General features: G+C 70.6%; 12 protein-coding genes. 11 read left to right on the top strand and 1 reads right to left on the bottom strand.

What is annotated here, in order from left to right; genetic code table 11:
- Positions 1-94 precede the first annotated feature (94 nt).
- From ngcE to QK440_RS10555, 10 genes are all read left to right on the top strand, one after another.
- Positions 95-1,573: an N-acetylglucosamine/diacetylchitobiose ABC transporter substrate-binding protein gene (gene ngcE / locus QK440_RS10600; RefSeq protein ID WP_282792772.1), complete on the top strand. Its 1,479-nt coding sequence runs from the start codon at positions 95-97 to the stop codon at positions 1,571-1,573.
- 32 nt (positions 1,574-1,605) lie between these two features.
- Positions 1,606-2,535 carry a sugar ABC transporter permease gene (locus tag QK440_RS10595; RefSeq protein WP_282792771.1) on the top strand — a complete coding sequence of 310 codons (930 nt, stop codon included), beginning with the start codon at positions 1,606-1,608 and terminating at the stop codon, positions 2,533-2,535.
- A 15-nt stretch (positions 2,536-2,550) separates the two neighbouring features.
- Entirely contained in the window at positions 2,551-3,480 is a 930-nt protein-coding gene (locus QK440_RS10590; protein ID WP_282792770.1) for a carbohydrate ABC transporter permease, read from the top strand.
- A 216-nt stretch (positions 3,481-3,696) separates the two neighbouring features.
- Positions 3,697-4,896 (top strand): ROK family transcriptional regulator, encoded by a 1,200-nt coding sequence (locus QK440_RS10585; protein WP_282792769.1) that lies wholly within the window; start codon positions 3,697-3,699, stop codon positions 4,894-4,896.
- Between the two features lie 122 nt (positions 4,897-5,018).
- The gene (locus QK440_RS10580) at positions 5,019-6,119 is read left to right on the top strand and encodes a substrate-binding domain-containing protein (RefSeq protein WP_282792768.1); all 1,101 of its coding nucleotides are present in this window, start codon (positions 5,019-5,021) and stop codon (positions 6,117-6,119) included.
- Between the two features lie 278 nt (positions 6,120-6,397).
- Complete coding sequence (locus tag QK440_RS10575) at positions 6,398-7,192, top strand: ATP-binding cassette domain-containing protein (RefSeq protein ID WP_282792807.1); 795 nt, start codon at positions 6,398-6,400, stop codon at positions 7,190-7,192.
- A 41-nt stretch (positions 7,193-7,233) separates the two neighbouring features.
- Positions 7,234-8,490 carry a sugar ABC transporter permease gene (locus QK440_RS10570; RefSeq protein ID WP_282792806.1) on the top strand — a complete coding sequence of 419 codons (1,257 nt, stop codon included), beginning with the start codon at positions 7,234-7,236 and terminating at the stop codon, positions 8,488-8,490.
- A 257-nt stretch (positions 8,491-8,747) separates the two neighbouring features.
- On the top strand, positions 8,748-10,664 hold the full coding sequence (gene dxs / locus QK440_RS10565) for a 1-deoxy-D-xylulose-5-phosphate synthase (RefSeq protein ID WP_282792767.1): 1,917 nt from the start codon (positions 8,748-8,750) through the stop codon (positions 10,662-10,664).
- Positions 10,665-10,934: 270 nt separating this feature from the next.
- Positions 10,935-12,467: an amino acid permease gene (locus QK440_RS10560; protein ID WP_282792766.1), complete on the top strand. Its 1,533-nt coding sequence runs from the start codon at positions 10,935-10,937 to the stop codon at positions 12,465-12,467.
- Between the two features lie 73 nt (positions 12,468-12,540).
- Complete coding sequence (locus tag QK440_RS10555; RefSeq protein WP_282792765.1) at positions 12,541-14,022, top strand: glycosyltransferase family 39 protein; 1,482 nt, start codon at positions 12,541-12,543, stop codon at positions 14,020-14,022.
- Between the two features lie 60 nt (positions 14,023-14,082).
- Here QK440_RS10555 and QK440_RS10550 read toward each other — a convergent pair whose 3' ends face one another.
- Positions 14,083-15,201, bottom strand: coding sequence for a hypothetical protein (locus tag QK440_RS10550; RefSeq protein ID WP_282792764.1), 1,119 nt, complete (start codon positions 15,199-15,201; stop codon positions 14,083-14,085).
- Between the two features lie 23 nt (positions 15,202-15,224).
- Here QK440_RS10550 and QK440_RS10545 point away from each other — a divergent pair, with 23 nt between their 5' ends.
- Positions 15,225-16,421 carry a CapA family protein gene (locus tag QK440_RS10545; protein ID WP_282792763.1) on the top strand — a complete coding sequence of 399 codons (1,197 nt, stop codon included), beginning with the start codon at positions 15,225-15,227 and terminating at the stop codon, positions 16,419-16,421.
- Positions 16,422-16,587 lie beyond the last annotated feature (166 nt).

The raw sequence follows: 16,587 nt of genomic DNA, 5'->3' as shown, positions 1-16,587 counted from the left end.
CCGCACCATCGCACGACACCAGCTCCACAACTCCGCGGTGCCGGGGAGGATCCGGTTCACCGCCTGAGTCCTGGAAGAGAGCGAGGACTTGAGCATGGGATCCACCTCCGGTACGCCCGCGTCACCCCGTACGCCCGGCACACCCCGTACGCCCGGCAGCGACGGCCTGGGACGCCGCGACCTGATCAAGCGGAGCGCCGCCCTCGGCCTCATCTCCGTACCCACGATGGGCTTTCTGTCCGCGTGCGCCTCCGGCGGCGGGGACGACGACGACAAGGCGAAGACGGTCAAGAAGACCAAGGAGAACCCCTTCGGCGTCGCCGAGGGCAACGACCTGGACGTCTTCATCTTCAAGGGCGGCTACGGCGACGAGTACGCCAAGGCCTGGGAGGCGTCGTACGAGAAGAAGTACGGCGGCGAGGTCTCGCACAGCGGTGAGCAGGACGTCACCGGCAAGCTCCAGCCCCGCTTCAACAAGGGCAACCCGCCGGACGTCGTCGACGACTCCGGGTCGAAGAAGATGAAGCTCGACACGCTGTACAAGGAAGGCCACCTCACCGACCTCACGCAGTTGCTCGACGCGCCCTCCATCGACGACCCGAGCAAGAAGATCCGCGACATCATGCTGCCGGGGACCATCGAACAGGGCACGTTCGGCGGGAAGTTCCACGCGCTGTTCTACGTGTACGCGGCCTGGGGCCTGTGGTACTCCAACAAGCTGTTCAAGAAGCACGGCTGGGAGGTCCCGAAGACCTGGGACCAGCTCCTGGACATCATGAAGGACGCCAAGTCCAAGGGCATCGGCGGCCTCGCCCACCAGGGCAAGTACCCGTACTACATGAACATCGTGATCATGGACCTGATCGCGAAGACCGGCGGCATGGACGCCGTCAAGGCGATCGACAACCTCGACCCCAAGGCGTTCGTCGGCAACGACGCCGCCGAGCGCTCCATCGAGGCGGTCTACGAGATCGTCGAGAAGGGCCTGCTCATGCCGGGCACCAACTCCCTGGAGCACACCGAGGCCCAGACCAAGTGGAACGAGTACAAGGCGGTCTTCATCCCCTCCGGGTCCTGGCTGGAGAACGAGCAGGCCAAGCAGACGCCCGAGGACTTCGAGATGACGTTCCTGCCGCTGCCGCTGCTGCCCGGCTCCAAGATGAAGCTGCACGCGGTGCGCGTCGGCGCCGACGAGCCGTTCATCGTGCCGTCCAAGGCCAAGAACGTCCCCGGCGGCCTGGAGTTCCTGCGCCGCATGCTGTCGAAGGAGGGCGCCACCGACTTCGCCCGGAAGGCCAGTTCGCTGTCCGTGCTCGGCCCGGAGTACGTGGACAAGAGCGTCGAGCTGCGCCCCGGCATCAAGACCGCCCTCGCGGCCGTCGACAACTGCCCCGTCGACGAGCGCTTCAACTACCGCTACTCGGAGTGGTACGGCGAGCTGGACGTCGAGATCCAGAACGCCACCGGTGAGCTGATGGCCAAACGCATCACCCCGAAGAAGTGGCTGGAGCGCTGCCAGCAGGCCGTCGACAAGGAAGCCAAGAAGGGCACGGACAAGCACAGGCGGAAGTAGCGAGGGGCGCGCGGGACCGGGAGCAGGGTGTCATGCATCGGAAAAAGTACCCCTTCATCGCGGGATTCCTCGTCCTTCCCGTCGGGCTCTATCTGCTGCTCGTGGTCTGGCCCTACATCCAGACCATCAGCTACTCCTTCACCGACTGGAGCGGGGCTTCCCAGAAGTTCAATTTCATCGGGTTCGACAACTACCAGGACCTGGCGAAGGACGACGTCTTCATCAAGGCGCTCCAGCACAACGCCCTGCTCCTGATTCTCGTGCCCACCCTCACGATTCTGCTGTCACTCTTCTTCGCCTTCATGGTGAATGTCGGCGGGCGCGGCGGAGCGGGCGGCGTCTCCGGGGTGAAAGGCTCCGGTTTCTACCGGATCATCTTCTTCTTCCCGCAGGTCCTTTCCGTCGCGATTCTCGCCATTCTGTTCAAAGCGGTCTACCGCGGTGACGACTCGGGCCTCATCAACGGCACGCTCCAGGCCGTGGGGCTCGGCGACAAGAACCACCCCACGGAATGGCTGAACGACCCCGACCTGGTCCTGTGGTGCATCGTCTTCGTGATGATCTGGGCCGGCGCCGGTTTCTACATGGTGCTGTTCTCCGCCGCCATGCAGTCCATTCCCCGGGACATCTACGAGGCCGCGCTGCTGGACGGCGCCGGGCGGTTCCAGACCTTCTTCCGGGTGACCCTGCCGCTGCTGTGGGAGACCATCCAGACGGCCTGGGTGTTCCTCGCGATCCTGTCCATGGACGCCTTCCTGCTCATCTCCACGCTCACCTCGCAGGACTTCGGCGGCGGCCCCGACCACAGCAGCGAGGTCATCTCGACGTACCTGATGCGGAACTTCCAGACGTACAGCAAGAGCGGTTACGCCTGCGCCATGGGCGTCGTGATGCTGCTGCTCACCCTGATCGTGTCCATCGTCACGCTGCGGCTCAGCCGCCGCGACCGCATCGAGTACTAGGGAGGCGCGAGCACCATGACGGCTCCCGCGACACAGCCCCCCGTCACCAAGGTCAGGGTGCCCGGCCAGCGGGGCGGGCGCGGCGGACCCGGCCGCACGGACGTGATGGAGGGCAGGACCCTCAACGCCTTCTCGCACGGCTTCCTGGTGCTGTGGGCGATCATGATCGTCCTGCCGCTGTTCTGGATCCTGCTCGGCAACTTCAAGTCCGACTCGCAGATCAAGTCCAGCGCCTGGACCTGGCCCACCGAGTGGAGCCTGGACGCGTTCCAGCGCGGCTGGGAGAAGGGCGTCGGCGACTACCTCCTGAACACGCTCATCGTGATGGCCTTCTCCATCCCGCTCACGATGCTGCTCGGCGCCATGGCGGCGTACGTCCTGGCCCGCTACGAGTTCTTCGGCAACCGGTTCCTGTACTACTTCTTCGTGGCCGGGTCGATGTTCCCGGTGTTCCTCGCGCTCGTCCCGCTGTACTTCATGGTCGACCGCCTGGGCATGCTGAACACGTACCAGGGACTGATCCTCGTGTACGTGGCGTACTCGCTGCCCTTCACCGTGTTCTACCTGCACTCGTTCTTCCGGACGCTGCCGACGGCCGTGCACGAGGCGGCGGTCATCGACGGCGCCTCGCACACCCGGGTGTTCTTCCAGATCATGGTGCCGATGGCGAAGCCCGGCCTGATCAGCGTCGGGATCTTCAACGTCCTGGGGCAGTGGAACCAGTACATCCTGCCGCTCACCCTCATGCAGAAGCAGAGCGGCGGCGACGAGGACCGCTCGATGCTCGCCCAGGGCCTGGTGAGCCTGATGAACCAGGGGAACTACGAGACCGACCTGCCCGCCCTGTACGCGGGCATGACGATCTCCATGATCCCGGTGCTCGTGGTGTACGTGTCCTTCCAGCGGCAGGTCCAGTCGGGGCTCACGGCGGCCACCATCAAGTGAACGGACGCGCCCGGTGCGCGGGGCCGGGGCAGGACGGGCGGGCGGGTGCCCACCGTCCGGCCCCGGCCCTGTTCGCGTGCGCGCGGCGGCCCCGCGGCCGGGCCCCGGATTTCTGTCAAGGACTTGACTGAGGTAACACCTACAGCACAGCTTGGAGTTCACAACTTGTACGGGCGGCGACGGTGCCGTCCGCCGTAGGCGGGAGTGGATGAGTCGATGGAGACTCCGGGGTCGCAGTCGTCACTGCACCGAGCAAATCTCGAGCGGGTCGTACGCGCGGTACGGCTCGCGGGGTCGCTCACGCAGGCGGAGATCGCCAGGACGACGGGCCTGTCCGCCGCGACGGTGTCGAACATCGTCCGGGAGCTGAAGGACGGCGGCACGGTCGAGGTCACGCCCACCTCGGCGGGCGGCCGCCGGGCCCGCAGCGTCTCGCTCAGCGGCGACGCGGGCATGGTCATCGGCGTCGACTTCGGCCACACCCACCTGCGGGTGGCCCTCGGCAACCTGGCCCACAAGGTGCTCGCCGAGCAGTCCGAGCCGCTGGACGTGGACGCCTCCGCGGCCCAGGGCTTCGACCGGGCCGAGCGCCTGGTCGGCCGGCTCATCGAGCGGGCGGGCGTGGACCGGTCGAAGGTCGCGGGCGTCGGGCTCGGCGTGCCCGGGCCCATCGACGTGGAGTCCGGCACCCTCGGCTCCACCTCGATCCTGCCGGGCTGGGCGGGCACCAAGCCCGCCGAGGAGCTGAAGGACCGGCTCGGGGTGCCCGTGCACGTGGACAACGACGCCAACCTGGGCGCCCTCGGCGAGCTGGTCTGGGGCAGCGGCAAGGGCGTCAGGGACCTCGCGTACATCAAGGTCGCGAGCGGTGTCGGCGCGGGCCTGGTGATCAGCGGGCGCATCTACCGCGGCCCCGGCGGCACGGCCGGGGAGATCGGGCACATCACGCTGGACGAGTCCGGGCCCGTCTGCCGCTGCGGCAACCGCGGCTGCCTGGAGACCTTCGCCGCCGCCCGCTACGTGCTGCCGCTGCTGCACTCCAGCCACGGCGACGACCTGACCATGGAGGGCGTCGTGGCCCTGGCCCGCGAGGGGGACCCGGGCTGCCGGCGCGTGATCGCCGACGTCGGGCGGCACATCGGCAGCGGGGTGGCGAACCTCTGCAACCTGCTCAACCCCAGCCGGGTCGTCCTCGGCGGCGCCCTCGCCGAGGCCGGTGAGCTGGTGCTCGGGCCGATCCGCGAGTCCGTCGGCCGGTACGCGATCCCGAGCGCGGCCCGGCAGCTCTCCGTCCTGCCCGGCGCCCTCGGCTCCCGCGCGGAGGTGCTCGGCGCGCTCGCGCTCGCCCTCAGCGAGATGGGGGATTCGACGCTTTTGGACGGGTCGGTCCCGACGGCGGCACCTGCCTTCACTTAGATAACGCATGGCACCGTTGTCATCTCGTTAAGGATTTACTCCTTGACGCGTGTCGGGCGGCCGAGTTGACTTCGAGCCACCTCGGCCGCAACGACGCGGCCACGTCAGGGAGGCACCCCCAAATGAATGCATGGACGCGTCGCGTCGTCATAGGCACCGCCACCGTTTCCATGGCCTTCGGTCTCGCCGCCTGCGGCGAGGCCGGCGGCGGTGACGACGACAAGGGAAGTGGCGGCGACGGAAAGACCATTGGTCTGCTCCTTCCGGAGAACAAGACCACGCGTTACGAGACCTTCGACCGCCCGATCATGGAGTCGAAGATCAAGTCGCTGTGCGGCGACTGCGAGATCAAGTACAACAACGCCGCGCAGGACATCGAGACCCAGAAGAAGCAATTCGACGCCCTCATCACCCAGGGCGTCAAGGTGATCATTCTCGACGCGGTGGACTACAAGTCCACCAAGGGCTGGATCGAGCGCGCCGACAAGCAGGGCGTCAAGGTCGTCGCGTACGACCGCCTGGCCGAGGGCCCGCTGTCCGCCTACGTGTCCTACGACAACGAGAAGATCGGCCGCCTGCAGGGCGGCGCCCTGGTCAAGGCCCTCGGGTCCAAGGCCAAGGACGCCAACGTGGTCATGATCAACGGCTCGCCGACCGACCCGAACGCCCCGTTCTTCAAGAAGGGCGCCCACTCGGTGCTCGACAAGAACGTGAAGAAGATCGCGTACGAGCAGGACATCCCCGACTGGTCGCCCGACGAGGCCAACAAGAAGATGGCCACCGCCATCGACAAGCTCGGCAAGGACGGCATCGACGGCGTCTACTCCGCCAACGACGGCATGGCCGGCGGCATCATCACCGCCCTCAAGCAGCGCGGCATCGACGTCCCCGTCGGCGGCCAGGACGCCGAACTCGCGGGCGTGCAGCGCCTGCTGAGCGGCGACCAGGCCTTCACGATCTACAAGCAGATCAAGCCGGAGGCCGAGACCACCGCCGAGATCGCGGTGCGCCTGCTCAAGGGCAAGGACATCGACGACCTCATCGACCGCAAGGTCAACTCCCTGAGCGGCGACTTCAAGAACATCCCCGCCAAGCTCTACGACGCCCAGGCCATCACGAAGGACGACGTCGCCGACACGATCATCAAGGACAAGGTCTACAAGGCGAGCGAGATCTGCACCAAGCAGTTCAAGGCCGCCTGCGCGGAGGCCGGGATCAAGTAGCCCCGGCCGGGTCCCGGGGCGGGCGGCGGAACGATTCCGCCGCGCCCCCGGCGGTCGCCGTACCCCCGGTGGTCGACGCGGCCCCGCGGTCACGCTGACCTCCCCGGTGTCCGGTGTCCGGTGCCCGCGTGCTCCCTCTCCCTCCGGGCTCCCGTCGCGGCACCCCCTCCGCGCCGCGGCCGGAGGGCGGGCACCGGCGCCCCCTGTCCTTGGCCGGCCTTTTCCCGGCCTCTTCCTTCCAGCGATCCACCATCCCCGCCGGTCCGGCGGCGAAGGAGCTGATTCACGTGTCCGCTACGCCCGTGCTGGCGTTGCGCGGGGTCTCCAAGCGGTTCGGCGCCGTCCAGGCGCTCACGGACGTAGACCTCGAGATCCACACCGGTGAGGTGGTCGCCCTCGTCGGCGACAACGGCGCCGGCAAGTCGACGCTCGTCAAGACCATCTCAGGCGTCCACCCGATCGACGAGGGCGCCATCGAGTGGGAGGGCCGCGAAGTCCGCGTCGGCCGCCCCCACGACGCCCAGAACCTCGGCGTGGCCACCGTCTACCAGGACCTCGCGCTCTGCGACAACCTGGACGTCGTCGCCAACCTGTTCCTCGGCAGCGAGCTGAGGACCGCCTCCGTCCTCGACGAGATCGCCATGGAGAAGCGCGCCCGGGAGCTCCTGGACACCCTGTCCATCCGCATCCCGAGCGTCCGCATCCCCGTCGCCGCCCTCTCCGGGGGCCAGCGCCAGGTCGTCGCCATCGCCCGCGCCCTCGTCGGCGACCCCAAGGTCGTCATCCTCGACGAGCCCACCGCGGCCCTCGGCGTCGAGCAGACCGCGCAGGTCCTCGACCTGGTCGAGCGCCTGCGCGAGCGCGGCCACGGCGTCATCCTCATCAGCCACAACATGGCCGACGTGCGCGCCGTCGCCGACCGCGTCGCGGTGCTCCGCCTCGGCCGCAACAACGGCGTCTTCGACGTCGCCGACACCTCCCCCGAAGAGATCATCGCCGCCATCACCGGCGCCACGGACAACGCCGTGACCCGCCGCCGGGCGCGTACCGCCACGAAGGAGGAGGCGAAGTGAGCGACCTCGCCAAGACACCCCTCGACAAGTCCGCGACCGCCGTGGACGCCGAGCCCTCGGCGGCCCCCGCCGCGGCCGTCGATCCCCGGCTGCTCGTGCGCGAGCAGGGCTTCGCCGGCTACTGGACGGAGTTCCTGCGCAAGGTGCGCGGCGGTGAGCTGGGCTCCCTGCCCGTCGTCGTGGGCCTGATCGTCATCGCCCTGGTCTTCCAGTTCCAGAACGACAAGTTCCTCTCCGCCTCCAGCCTCGCCAACATCGCCGTCTTCACCTCCGGCGTCGGCATCATGTCCGTCGGCATCGTCTTCGTACTGCTGCTCGGCGAGATCGACCTGTCCGTCGGCTCCGTCGCCGGCGTCGGCGCCGCCGTGTGGGCGGTGCTCAGCGTGAACCACGGCTGGGGCGACTGGCTCTCCGTGGTCAGCGCCGTCGTCTGCGGCCTGGTCATCGGCGCCGTGCACGGGATCTTCTTCGCCAAGGTCGGCGTCCCCGCCTTCGTCGTCACGCTCGCGGGCTTCCTCGGCTGGAGCGGCCTGCAGATCTGGCTGATGGGCAAGGAGGGCAGCATCAACACGCCCTCCGGCTCCGTCGTCGAGGACCTCACCACCCACTTCTTCGCCGACAAGGCCGCCGCGTACGGCCTCGCGTTCGCCGCGGTCCTGCTGTACGCGGGCGCGCAGCTCCTGGACGCGCGCCGCCGCAAGGGCGCGGGCCTGCCCGCGCGGCCGCTCAGCGAGATCCTGCTGCGCACCGGCGTGCTCGCCGTCCTGTGCTTCGTCGTCGCGTACTTCCTGAACGAGCCGGAGGGCGCCCGCGGCCTGCCGCTCGCCCTGGTGCTCTTCCTCGCCGTGCTCGTGCTCGCGGACTTCGTGGTCCGCCGCACCACCTTCGGCCGCCAGGTCTTCGCGGTCGGCGGCAACGCCGAGGCCGCGCGCCGCGCGGGCATCAACGTCGACCGCGTACGGATCACGGTCTTCGCGATCTCCGGCATGCTCGCCGCCTTCGGCGGCCTGTTCATCGCGAGCCTGTCCGGCGGCGCCACCAAGAGCCTCGGCGGCGGCAACACCCTGATGATCGTCATCGCGGCGGCCGTCATCGGCGGCACCAGCCTCTTCGGCGGCCGCGGCAAGATCTGGTCCGCGCTGCTCGGCATGCTCGTGATCCAGTCGATCCAGCAGGGCCTGAACCTGGAGGGCATGGCCAGCGAGATCCAGTACATGATCACCGGCGCCGTGCTGCTCGCCGCCGTCGTGATCGACTCGGTCTCCCGGCGCACCCAGAAGTCGGCGGGCCGCGCCTGATCCCGCCGTTCCCGCGCCCGCACGCGCGGCACCGTGCCCGGTACCGGTCCTTCCGGTGCCGGGCACGGCCGCGTGCGGGCACGGGTGACGACGGGAACGCGTGTTCCCGTGCCGGGTCGGGGCACCCGTCGGTTTACAGCCGATCGCGTGAGGTACACCTCGCGGGCCGGACTCCGCCGACAACGGCGGAACATTAGACTCGACAGGCCCGGCAATGCTCGAACAGGCGCTACACGCTCTACTGCAAGGAGGCACGGGTGCCGCTGCTGACCCGCATCACGGGACCGCGCGATCTGGACCGTCTCACCCCGGAGCAGCTCACCGAGCTGGCCGCCGAGATCCGCGGCTTCCTCGTCGACGCAGTCTCCAAGACCGGCGGCCACCTCGGCCCCAACCTGGGCGTCGTCGAGCTCACCATCGCCCTGCACCGCGTCTTCGAGTCGCCGAAGGACAAGGTCCTGTGGGACACCGGCCACCAGGCCTACGTCCACAAGCTCCTCACCGGCCGCCAGGACTTCTCCAAGCTGCGCGCCAAGGGCGGCCTGTCCGGCTACCCCGCCCGCGCCGAGTCCGACCACGACGTGATCGAGAACAGCCACGCCTCCACCGTCCTCGGCTGGGCCGACGGCCTCGCCAAGGCCAACGAGGTCCTGAAGAAGGACGACCACGTCGTCGCCGTCATCGGCGACGGCGCCCTCACCGGCGGCATGGCCTGGGAGGCGCTGAACAACATCGCCGCCGCCAAGGACCGCCCCCTGGTCATCGTCGTCAACGACAACGAGCGCTCCTACGCCCCCACCATCGGCGGCCTCGCCAACCACCTCGCCACCCTGCGCACCACCGACGGCTACGAGCGCTTCCTGGCCCGCGGCAAGGACATCCTGGAGCGCACCCCGGTCGTCGGCAAACCGCTGTACGAGACGCTGCACGGCGCGAAGAAGGGCCTGAAGGACTTCATCGCCCCGCAGGGCATGTTCGAGGACCTCGGCCTGAAGTACGTCGGCCCCATCGACGGCCACGACATCGAGGCCCTGGAGTCCGCCCTGGCCCGCGCCAAGCGCTTCAACGGCCCGGTCATCGTGCACTGCATCACCGAGAAGGGCCGCGGCTACGAGCCCGCCGAGCAGGACGAGGCCGACCACTTCCACGGCATCGGCCCCATCCACCCCGACACCGGCCTGCCCATCGCCGCCGCCGGCATGGACTGGACCTCCGTCTTCGGCGAGGAGATGGTCAAGCTCGGCCGCGAGCGCGAGGACATCGTGGCGATCACCGCCGCTATGCTCCAGCCCGTCGGCCTGAAGAAGTTCGCCGAGGAGTTCCCCGACCGGGTCTACGACGTCGGCATCGCCGAGCAGCACGCCGCCGTGTCCGCCGCCGGGCTCGCCACCGGCGGCCTGCACCCCGTCTTCGCCGTCTACGCCACCTTCCTCAACCGCGCCTTCGACCAGCTCCTGATGGACGTGGCCCTGCACAAGTGCGGCGTCACCTTCGTCCTGGACCGGGCCGGGGTCACCGGCACCGACGGCGCCTCCCACAACGGCATGTGGGACATGTCCATCCTCCAGTGCGTGCCCGGCCTGCGCATCGCCGCGCCGCGCGACGCCGACCAGGTCCGCCTCCAGTTGCGCGAGGCCGTCGAGGTCGACGACGCCCCGACCGTCGTGCGCTACTCCAAGGGCGCCGTCGGCCCCGCCGTGCAGGCCGTCGGCCGCGTCGGCGGCATGGACGTGCTGCGCCGCGCGGACGCCGCCCGGCCGGACGTCCTGCTCGTCTCCGTGGGCGCGCTCGCCCCGATGTGCCTGGAGATCGCCGACCTCCTCGACAAGCAGGGCATCTCGACGACCGTCGTCGACCCGCGCTGGGTCAAGCCGGTCGACGAGGCGATGGCGCCGCTGGCCGAGCAGCACCGGGTCGTCGTCACCGTCGAGGACAACTCCCGTGCCGGGGGCGTCGGCGCGGCCGTCTCGCAGGCGCTGCGGGACGCGGGCGTGGACGTGCCCCTGCGGGACTTCGGCATCCCGCCGCGCTTCCTCGACCACGCCTCCCGCAAGGAGGTCATGGCGGAGATCGGGCTGACCGCGCCGGACATCGCGCGGCAGGTCACGGGGCTGGTGGCCAAGATGGACGGGCGCGTCGAGCGGGCCTCCGTACAGGAGCCCGTGCGGGACTGACCCCGCCGGGGGCGGGTGGGCTCTCCGTTCTTCCTTGCCCACCCGCCCGCCCGTGCCTGGTCACCCCGGCCTGTTGAGGCCCCCCCGTAGGAGTTGCCGTTTCGTTGGCGGCTGCCCGTGCGTGGGTCGCGGGCCAAGCGCACCGCCTGGTGTCACCACCCAGTCAGCCGTAGGTTTCGGGTCCCTTCGCGTGAATCGGCCCGCGCCGGGGCACTCGGCGTACCTCCCCTCTCGAAGATGTCGAAGACGACACGCGTGGGAGGTACGCCCGTGAGCAGCACCCTCTTCCGGACGAAGAAGGTCGAGCAGTCCATCCTCGACACCGAGGAACCAGAGCACGCGCTCAAGAAATCCCTGTCCGCGCTGGATCTGACCGTCTTCGGCGTCGGCGTCATCATCGGCACCGGCATCTTCGTCCTCACCGGCACCGTCGCCAAGAACAACGCGGGGCCCTCCGTGGCCCTGGCCTTCGTCGTGGCGGGCGTGGTGTGCGCCCTCGCCGCGCTCTGCTACGCCGAGTTCGCGTCCACGCTCCCGGTCGCCGGCTCGGCGTACACCTTCTCGTACGCCTCGCTCGGCGAGCTGCCCGCCTGGATCATCGGCTGGGACCTGGTCCTGGAGTTCGCGCTCGGCACGGCGGTGGTGGCCGTCGGCTGGTCCGGGTACATCGCCTCGCTGCTCGACAACGCGGGCTGGCAGTTGCCCGAGGCGCTCAGCGGCCGGGACGGCGCCGAGGGCTTCGGGTTCGACATCCTCGCCGCCGCCCTGGTCCTGGTGCTCACCGGCGTCCTCGTCCTCGGCATGAAGCTCTCCGCGCGCATCACCTCCATCGTCGTCGCCGTCAAGGTGGTCGTCGTCCTCGTCGTGATCATCGCGGGCGCCTTCTTCGTCAAGGGGGACAACTACGACCCGTTCATCCCGAAGTCCCAGCCGGTGGAGGCGGGCGGAGGGCTGCACTCGCCGCTGATCCAGACGCTGTTCGGCTGGGCGCCGGCCAACTTCGGCGTGATGGGGATCTTCACCGCCGCCTCGGTCGTCTTCTTCGCCTTCATCGGCTTCGACATCGTCGCCACCGCCGCCGAGGAGACCAGGAACCCGCAGCGGGACATGCCCCGCGGCATCCTCGGCTCGCTGCTCATCTGCACGACGCTGTACGTGGCCGTGTCCATCGTGGTCACCGGCATGCAGCACTACAGCCAACTCTCCGTGGACGCCCCGCTCGCCGACGCCTTCAAGGCGACCGGCCACCCCTGGTACGCCGGTTTCATCAGCTTCGGCGCGGCCGTCGGCCTGACCACCGTCTGCATGATCCTGCTGCTCGGCCAGACCCGGGTGTTCTTCGCGATGAGCCGCGACGGGCTCCTGCCGCGCTTCTTCTCCCGCGTCCACCCGCGCTTCAAGACCCCGCACCGGCCGACCGTCCTGCTCGGTGTGATCATCGCGGTCGTGGCCGGGTTCACCCCCCTGAGCGAACTCGCGGAGCTGGTGAACATCGGCACCCTCTTCGCCTTCGTCATCGTGGCGATCAGCGTGATCATCCTCCGCCGGACCCGCCCCGACCTGCACCGCGCCTTCCGCACCCCCTGGGTCCCGGCGCTGCCGGCGCTCTCCGTGGCCGCCTCCCTGTGGCTGATGCTCAACCTGCCCGCCGAGACCTGGGTCCGCTTCGGCGCCTGGATGGCCCTCGGCGTCGTCGTCTACTTCCTCTACGGCCGCTCGCACAGCCGGCTCGGGCGGGGCGAGGCGGGCGCCGAAGCCACCGCGGGCCCGGGCACCCGCCCGCCCGGCCGCGACAGCGAGTAACCACATTGCGCGCCACTTCGGCCCCGTATGTTCCGTTTCGACGCGAACTGCGGGGCCGGATACGGTGCTGGCCATGCTCGTCGAGCCGCTCGCCCCACCACGCTCCGTAACTCCTGCGGTCCCCGCCGCGACCGGCTACTGGGCCCGGCTGCTCCCCGCCCTCGCGCTGCTCGCCTGTGCCACCCGGCTGCCGTCCTTCGTCCGCCCGCTGTGGAACCCCGACGAGGGCTACCTCGCCGTCCAGGCCCGGCTGCTCGCCGACGGGGGAGAGCTGTACGAGACCGTGGTCGACCGCAAGCCGCCGCTCGTGCCCTGGCTGTACCGCGCCGCCTTCGCGCTGTGGGGGGACGAGTCCCTGACGTCCGTACGCGTCCTCGCGGTCGGCGCGCAGCTCCTGACCGCCGCCCTGCTGGCCTCCCTCGCCCGCCGCCGCTGGGGCGACGGCGCCGGCCGCACGGCCGGAGTCCTGTACCTGCTCGCCTCCGTCGGGCTCAACCCCGAGGACGCGCAGGCCGCCACCTTCGAGGTCTTCATGCTGCCGAGCACGGCCGCCGCCGTGTGGTGCGCGGACCGGCGCCGTCCGGCCCTCGCCGGGGCCGCGGTGGCCTGCGCCTTCCTCGCCAAGCAGACCGGCGCCGCGGTGCTCGTGCCGGTGCTCTGGCTGCTGTGGCGGTCGGGCGCGCCCGGACCCGGGCGGCGCCGGGAGGTGCTGCGGCTCGCCGCCGGGGCGGGCGCGCCCGTGCTCGCGGCGGCCCTGGTGACCACGCCCGCCGGTTTCGTCTTCTGGACGGTCACGGGCTCGGGCGCGTACGCCTCCTTCACCGGCTCCGAACTCCACGTCCTGCTGCGCGGTACGGCGAACACGCTGCTCCTGGCCGTGGCCTGCGCGGGCCTGCTGCCGCCGGTGGTGCGCGCGCTGCGCGTGGCGCGGACCGGCGCGGCGGACCTGTGGCTGTGGCTCAGCTCCTCGGCGGCCGCCGTCGCGCTCGGCTTCCACTTCTTCGGCCACTACTTCCTGCAGCTCACCCCGCCGCTCGCCCTGCTCGGCACGGCGGCGCTGCAGGTCCTGCCCGGCGAGCGCACGGCCCGGGCGGTCCTCGCCTCCGCCTGCGCCTGCTCCCTCTTCGTGGCCTGGGGGCTGCTCACCCCGCGCCCCGAGCTCGACCACGCCGAGCGGCTCGCCCGGGAGGTGCGGGCGCGCACGGAGCCCGGCGACCGCGTCCTGCTGTGGGGCATGCACCCCGAGACGTACTGGCTCGCCGACCGCACCCCCGCGAGCCGCTATCTGACCGCCGGGCTCCTGACCAACTACAGCGGCGGCCGCGACGGTCCCCGCGTGGGCGAGAGGTACGCGGTGGCGGGCGCCTGGGACGTCTTCCGGGCGGAGCTGGCGCGGCGCCCGCCCGCCCTCGTCGTCGACGACTCCCGGGGCAAGCCGTACGGGCCCGAGCGGGTGCCGGGCTTCCAGCGGGTGCTGCGCGGCGGGTACGAGCCGGTGGGGGAGGTCGGCGGAGCGGTGGTGTACGCGCGCTCCTGGAACCCGGGCGGGCCGTAGGCCGCTCCGGGCCGCACTCCCCGGCCGCCCCCGGCCGTCCCCCACCGCCCCCGGCCGCTCCTACGAGCGCGAGCGCCGCCAGTCGCGGGTGACCTCGGCCAGGGCGGCCACAGCGGCCCGCCGGTGCTTGCGCTCCTCCCGCATCTTCGGGGCGAACTCCACGTGCAGGAACTCGGTGTCCTGGGCGGTGGCGTTGCGACCCTGAACGTTCTTGCGGCCCTCAAGGGGGCAGGAGCGGGCCCAGGCGCGGCAGACCTCGTAGCCGCGGCGGCGCAGCGCGTCCGCCAGGTCGCGGCCCTCGGTCAGAGCCTCGCGGCCCTTGCCGGTGGAGGCGACGACGTCGTGGTCGGGGGCCGAGTCGTCCGCCATGCCGTGGATCTGGATGCCGGGCAGGCCGCGCGCCGCCAGCTCGTCGCAGAGGGCGTGGAACACGCTGTCCCGGTGGTGCGCCACGTCCGCCTCGTCCCCGCGGCCGGATTTGCGATGTGCACCCGCGATGATCAGTACGCCACCGGGCGCGCGGCGCATGAGCTGGGCCCCGAGCTGCTCGGTGTCCCGGTCGGCGACCGGGTGCGGCACCTGCGCGGACCAGCGCACGCGGTGGTCGAGGTCCACGTACACCCGCCCCCAGCCGCGCGGCGCCGCGGCGTGGTCGGTGCGGTCGGCGACCTCCGCGTAGCGCCTGCCGGTGGCCGCGTCGGTGATCGTCCGCACCTCGAAGTCCACGTCGTTGAGGCGGCGCTCGGCGCGCCGGCGCTCGCGGTCGACGAGCAGCGCGACGCCCTCGGCGACCGTGCGGCGCTCGCGGTACGAGGGGCGGCGGTAGCCGCGGTCCTCGGTGAAGTCGGAGGTGTAGTCGGCGATCAGCCGCAGCAGGTCCTCCTCGTCGCTGCCGTCGGCGTCGGTGGGGCGACCCTCCGGCGGCGAGGGCGAGCGGGCGGGCCGCTCGCCGGGCGGGTGCTCGGCCGAGGCGGCGGGGCGCTCCCGGTCCGCGTCCGGAGAGCCGCACTGTGTGAGGCCCAGGACGCCGGCGAGTGCGAGGGCGAGCCCGCCGAGGGCCCGTCGGGCCCGGCGGGCCCGGCGGGCGGGCCCGACCCGCCGGACCCGGCGCGCCGGACGGTTGCCACGAACCCGGTATTGATTTGCACTCGTTATCAACCGAATTGGAGGGGGAGTCATGGTTGTATAAAGATATCCTCGTGATGACACGTCCCTCCCGCAGGCTCATACCGGTCTGCGCAGCCTCGCTCGTCCTCCTCGCGGGCACCGCGTGCGGCCCCTTCGGGGGCGACTCCGACGAGGCCTCCGGCGATCCCACCTTCACCGTCGCCGCCGCGGGCGACATCCTCATCCACCCCCAGCTCACCGAGCAGGCCCGCAAGGACGCCAAGCGGACCGGCAAGGGCGAGCACGGCCTCGACTTCGGCCCGATGATGGCCGGGATCAAGCCCGTCATCAGCAAGGCCGACCTCGGCATCTGCCACCTGGAGCCGGTCCTCGGCACACCGCAGGGCCCCTTCCAGGGCTTCCCGGACTTCGTGGTGCCGCCGCAGATCACCACCACCATCAAGGACATCGGCTACGACCAGTGCTCCACGGCCTCCAACCACACCCTCGACCACGGCGTCGAGGGCGTCACCCGGACCCTGGACCGGCTGGACCAGACGGGGCTTGAGCACACCGGCTCGTACCGCAGCGCCGCCGACGCCAAGAAGCCGCTGATCACCAACGTCAAGGGCGTGAAGGTCGCGCAGCTGTCCTACGCCCTCAACTGGAACGGCCACGAGGTCCCCAAGGGCAAGCCGTGGATCGCCAACCTGACCGACTTCGACGCCATCGCCGCGGCCGAGAAGCAGGCCCGCGCCGCGGGCGCCGAGGTCGTGATCCTGAGCATCCACTGGGGCAAGGAGTACCAGCCCAACGCCGGCGCCCCGCAGGTCGAGCTGGCCCGCAGGATCGCCAAGGAGACCGGCATCAACCTGGTGATCGGCCACCACGCCCACGTCGTCCAGCCGATGGAGAAGATCGGCGACACCTGGATCGCCTACGGGCTCGGCAACCAGATCGCCCGGCACGAGCGGCCCAGCGGCCTGACCGAGGAAGGCGTCATCGGCTGGTTCGAGTTCACCAGGCGTGACGGCGGCTGGGACGTCGCCGCCAAGTACGTGCCGACGTTCGTGGAGATCCCGCCGGACCCCGACGAGGCCGGGAAGGTGCCCAAGGGCGCCGTGCAGGACTACCGCCTCCTCGACGTCGCGGCCACGCTGCGCGACGGCAAGGACGTCGGCGGGGAGCGGCGCTCCCGCTACAAGGTCGCCTTCGAGCGCACCGAGGGCACGCTGCTCAACCGCGGGGCCGGTCAGGACGGGCTCGCCCCGCTCCAGGCACTGCCGGACTGAAACGTTCCGGAGAACCGAGGATGAACAGCGTGAAGCCCCCTGGCGCCGCGCCGTGAGTGGATCTTTGATGTAGCTCACATCTCGCCGTTCTCGTACATCCATCCGGGCCCGCCATGGGTCATGACATTCCGATCGCGCTGTGTGCCCATGCACCGACATGCACGCC

The organism is Streptomyces sp. CC224B (genome assembly GCF_030010595.1).
GTDB lineage: Bacteria > Actinomycetota > Actinomycetes > Streptomycetales > Streptomycetaceae > Streptomyces > Streptomyces longispororuber.
Note: the sequence above shows the minus strand (reverse complement) of the source record. Positions and strands in the feature narration are given on the sequence as shown.

Coding starts and splice junctions, on each gene's coding strand:
- ngcE (WP_282792772.1), top strand. CDS start 95: ATGGGATCCACCTCCGGTACGCCCGCGTCACCCCGTACGCCCGGCACA.
- QK440_RS10595 (WP_282792771.1), top strand. CDS start 1,606: ATGCATCGGAAAAAGTACCCCTTCATCGCGGGATTCCTCGTCCTTCCC.
- QK440_RS10590 (WP_282792770.1), top strand. CDS start 2,551: ATGACGGCTCCCGCGACACAGCCCCCCGTCACCAAGGTCAGGGTGCCC.
- QK440_RS10585 (WP_282792769.1), top strand. CDS start 3,697: ATGGAGACTCCGGGGTCGCAGTCGTCACTGCACCGAGCAAATCTCGAG.
- QK440_RS10580 (WP_282792768.1), top strand. CDS start 5,019: ATGAATGCATGGACGCGTCGCGTCGTCATAGGCACCGCCACCGTTTCC.
- QK440_RS10555 (WP_282792765.1), top strand. CDS start 12,541: ATGCTCGTCGAGCCGCTCGCCCCACCACGCTCCGTAACTCCTGCGGTC.
- QK440_RS10550 (WP_282792764.1), bottom strand. CDS start 15,201: ATGACTCCCCCTCCAATTCGGTTGATAACGAGTGCAAATCAATACCGG.
- QK440_RS10545 (WP_282792763.1), top strand. CDS start 15,225: ATGACACGTCCCTCCCGCAGGCTCATACCGGTCTGCGCAGCCTCGCTC.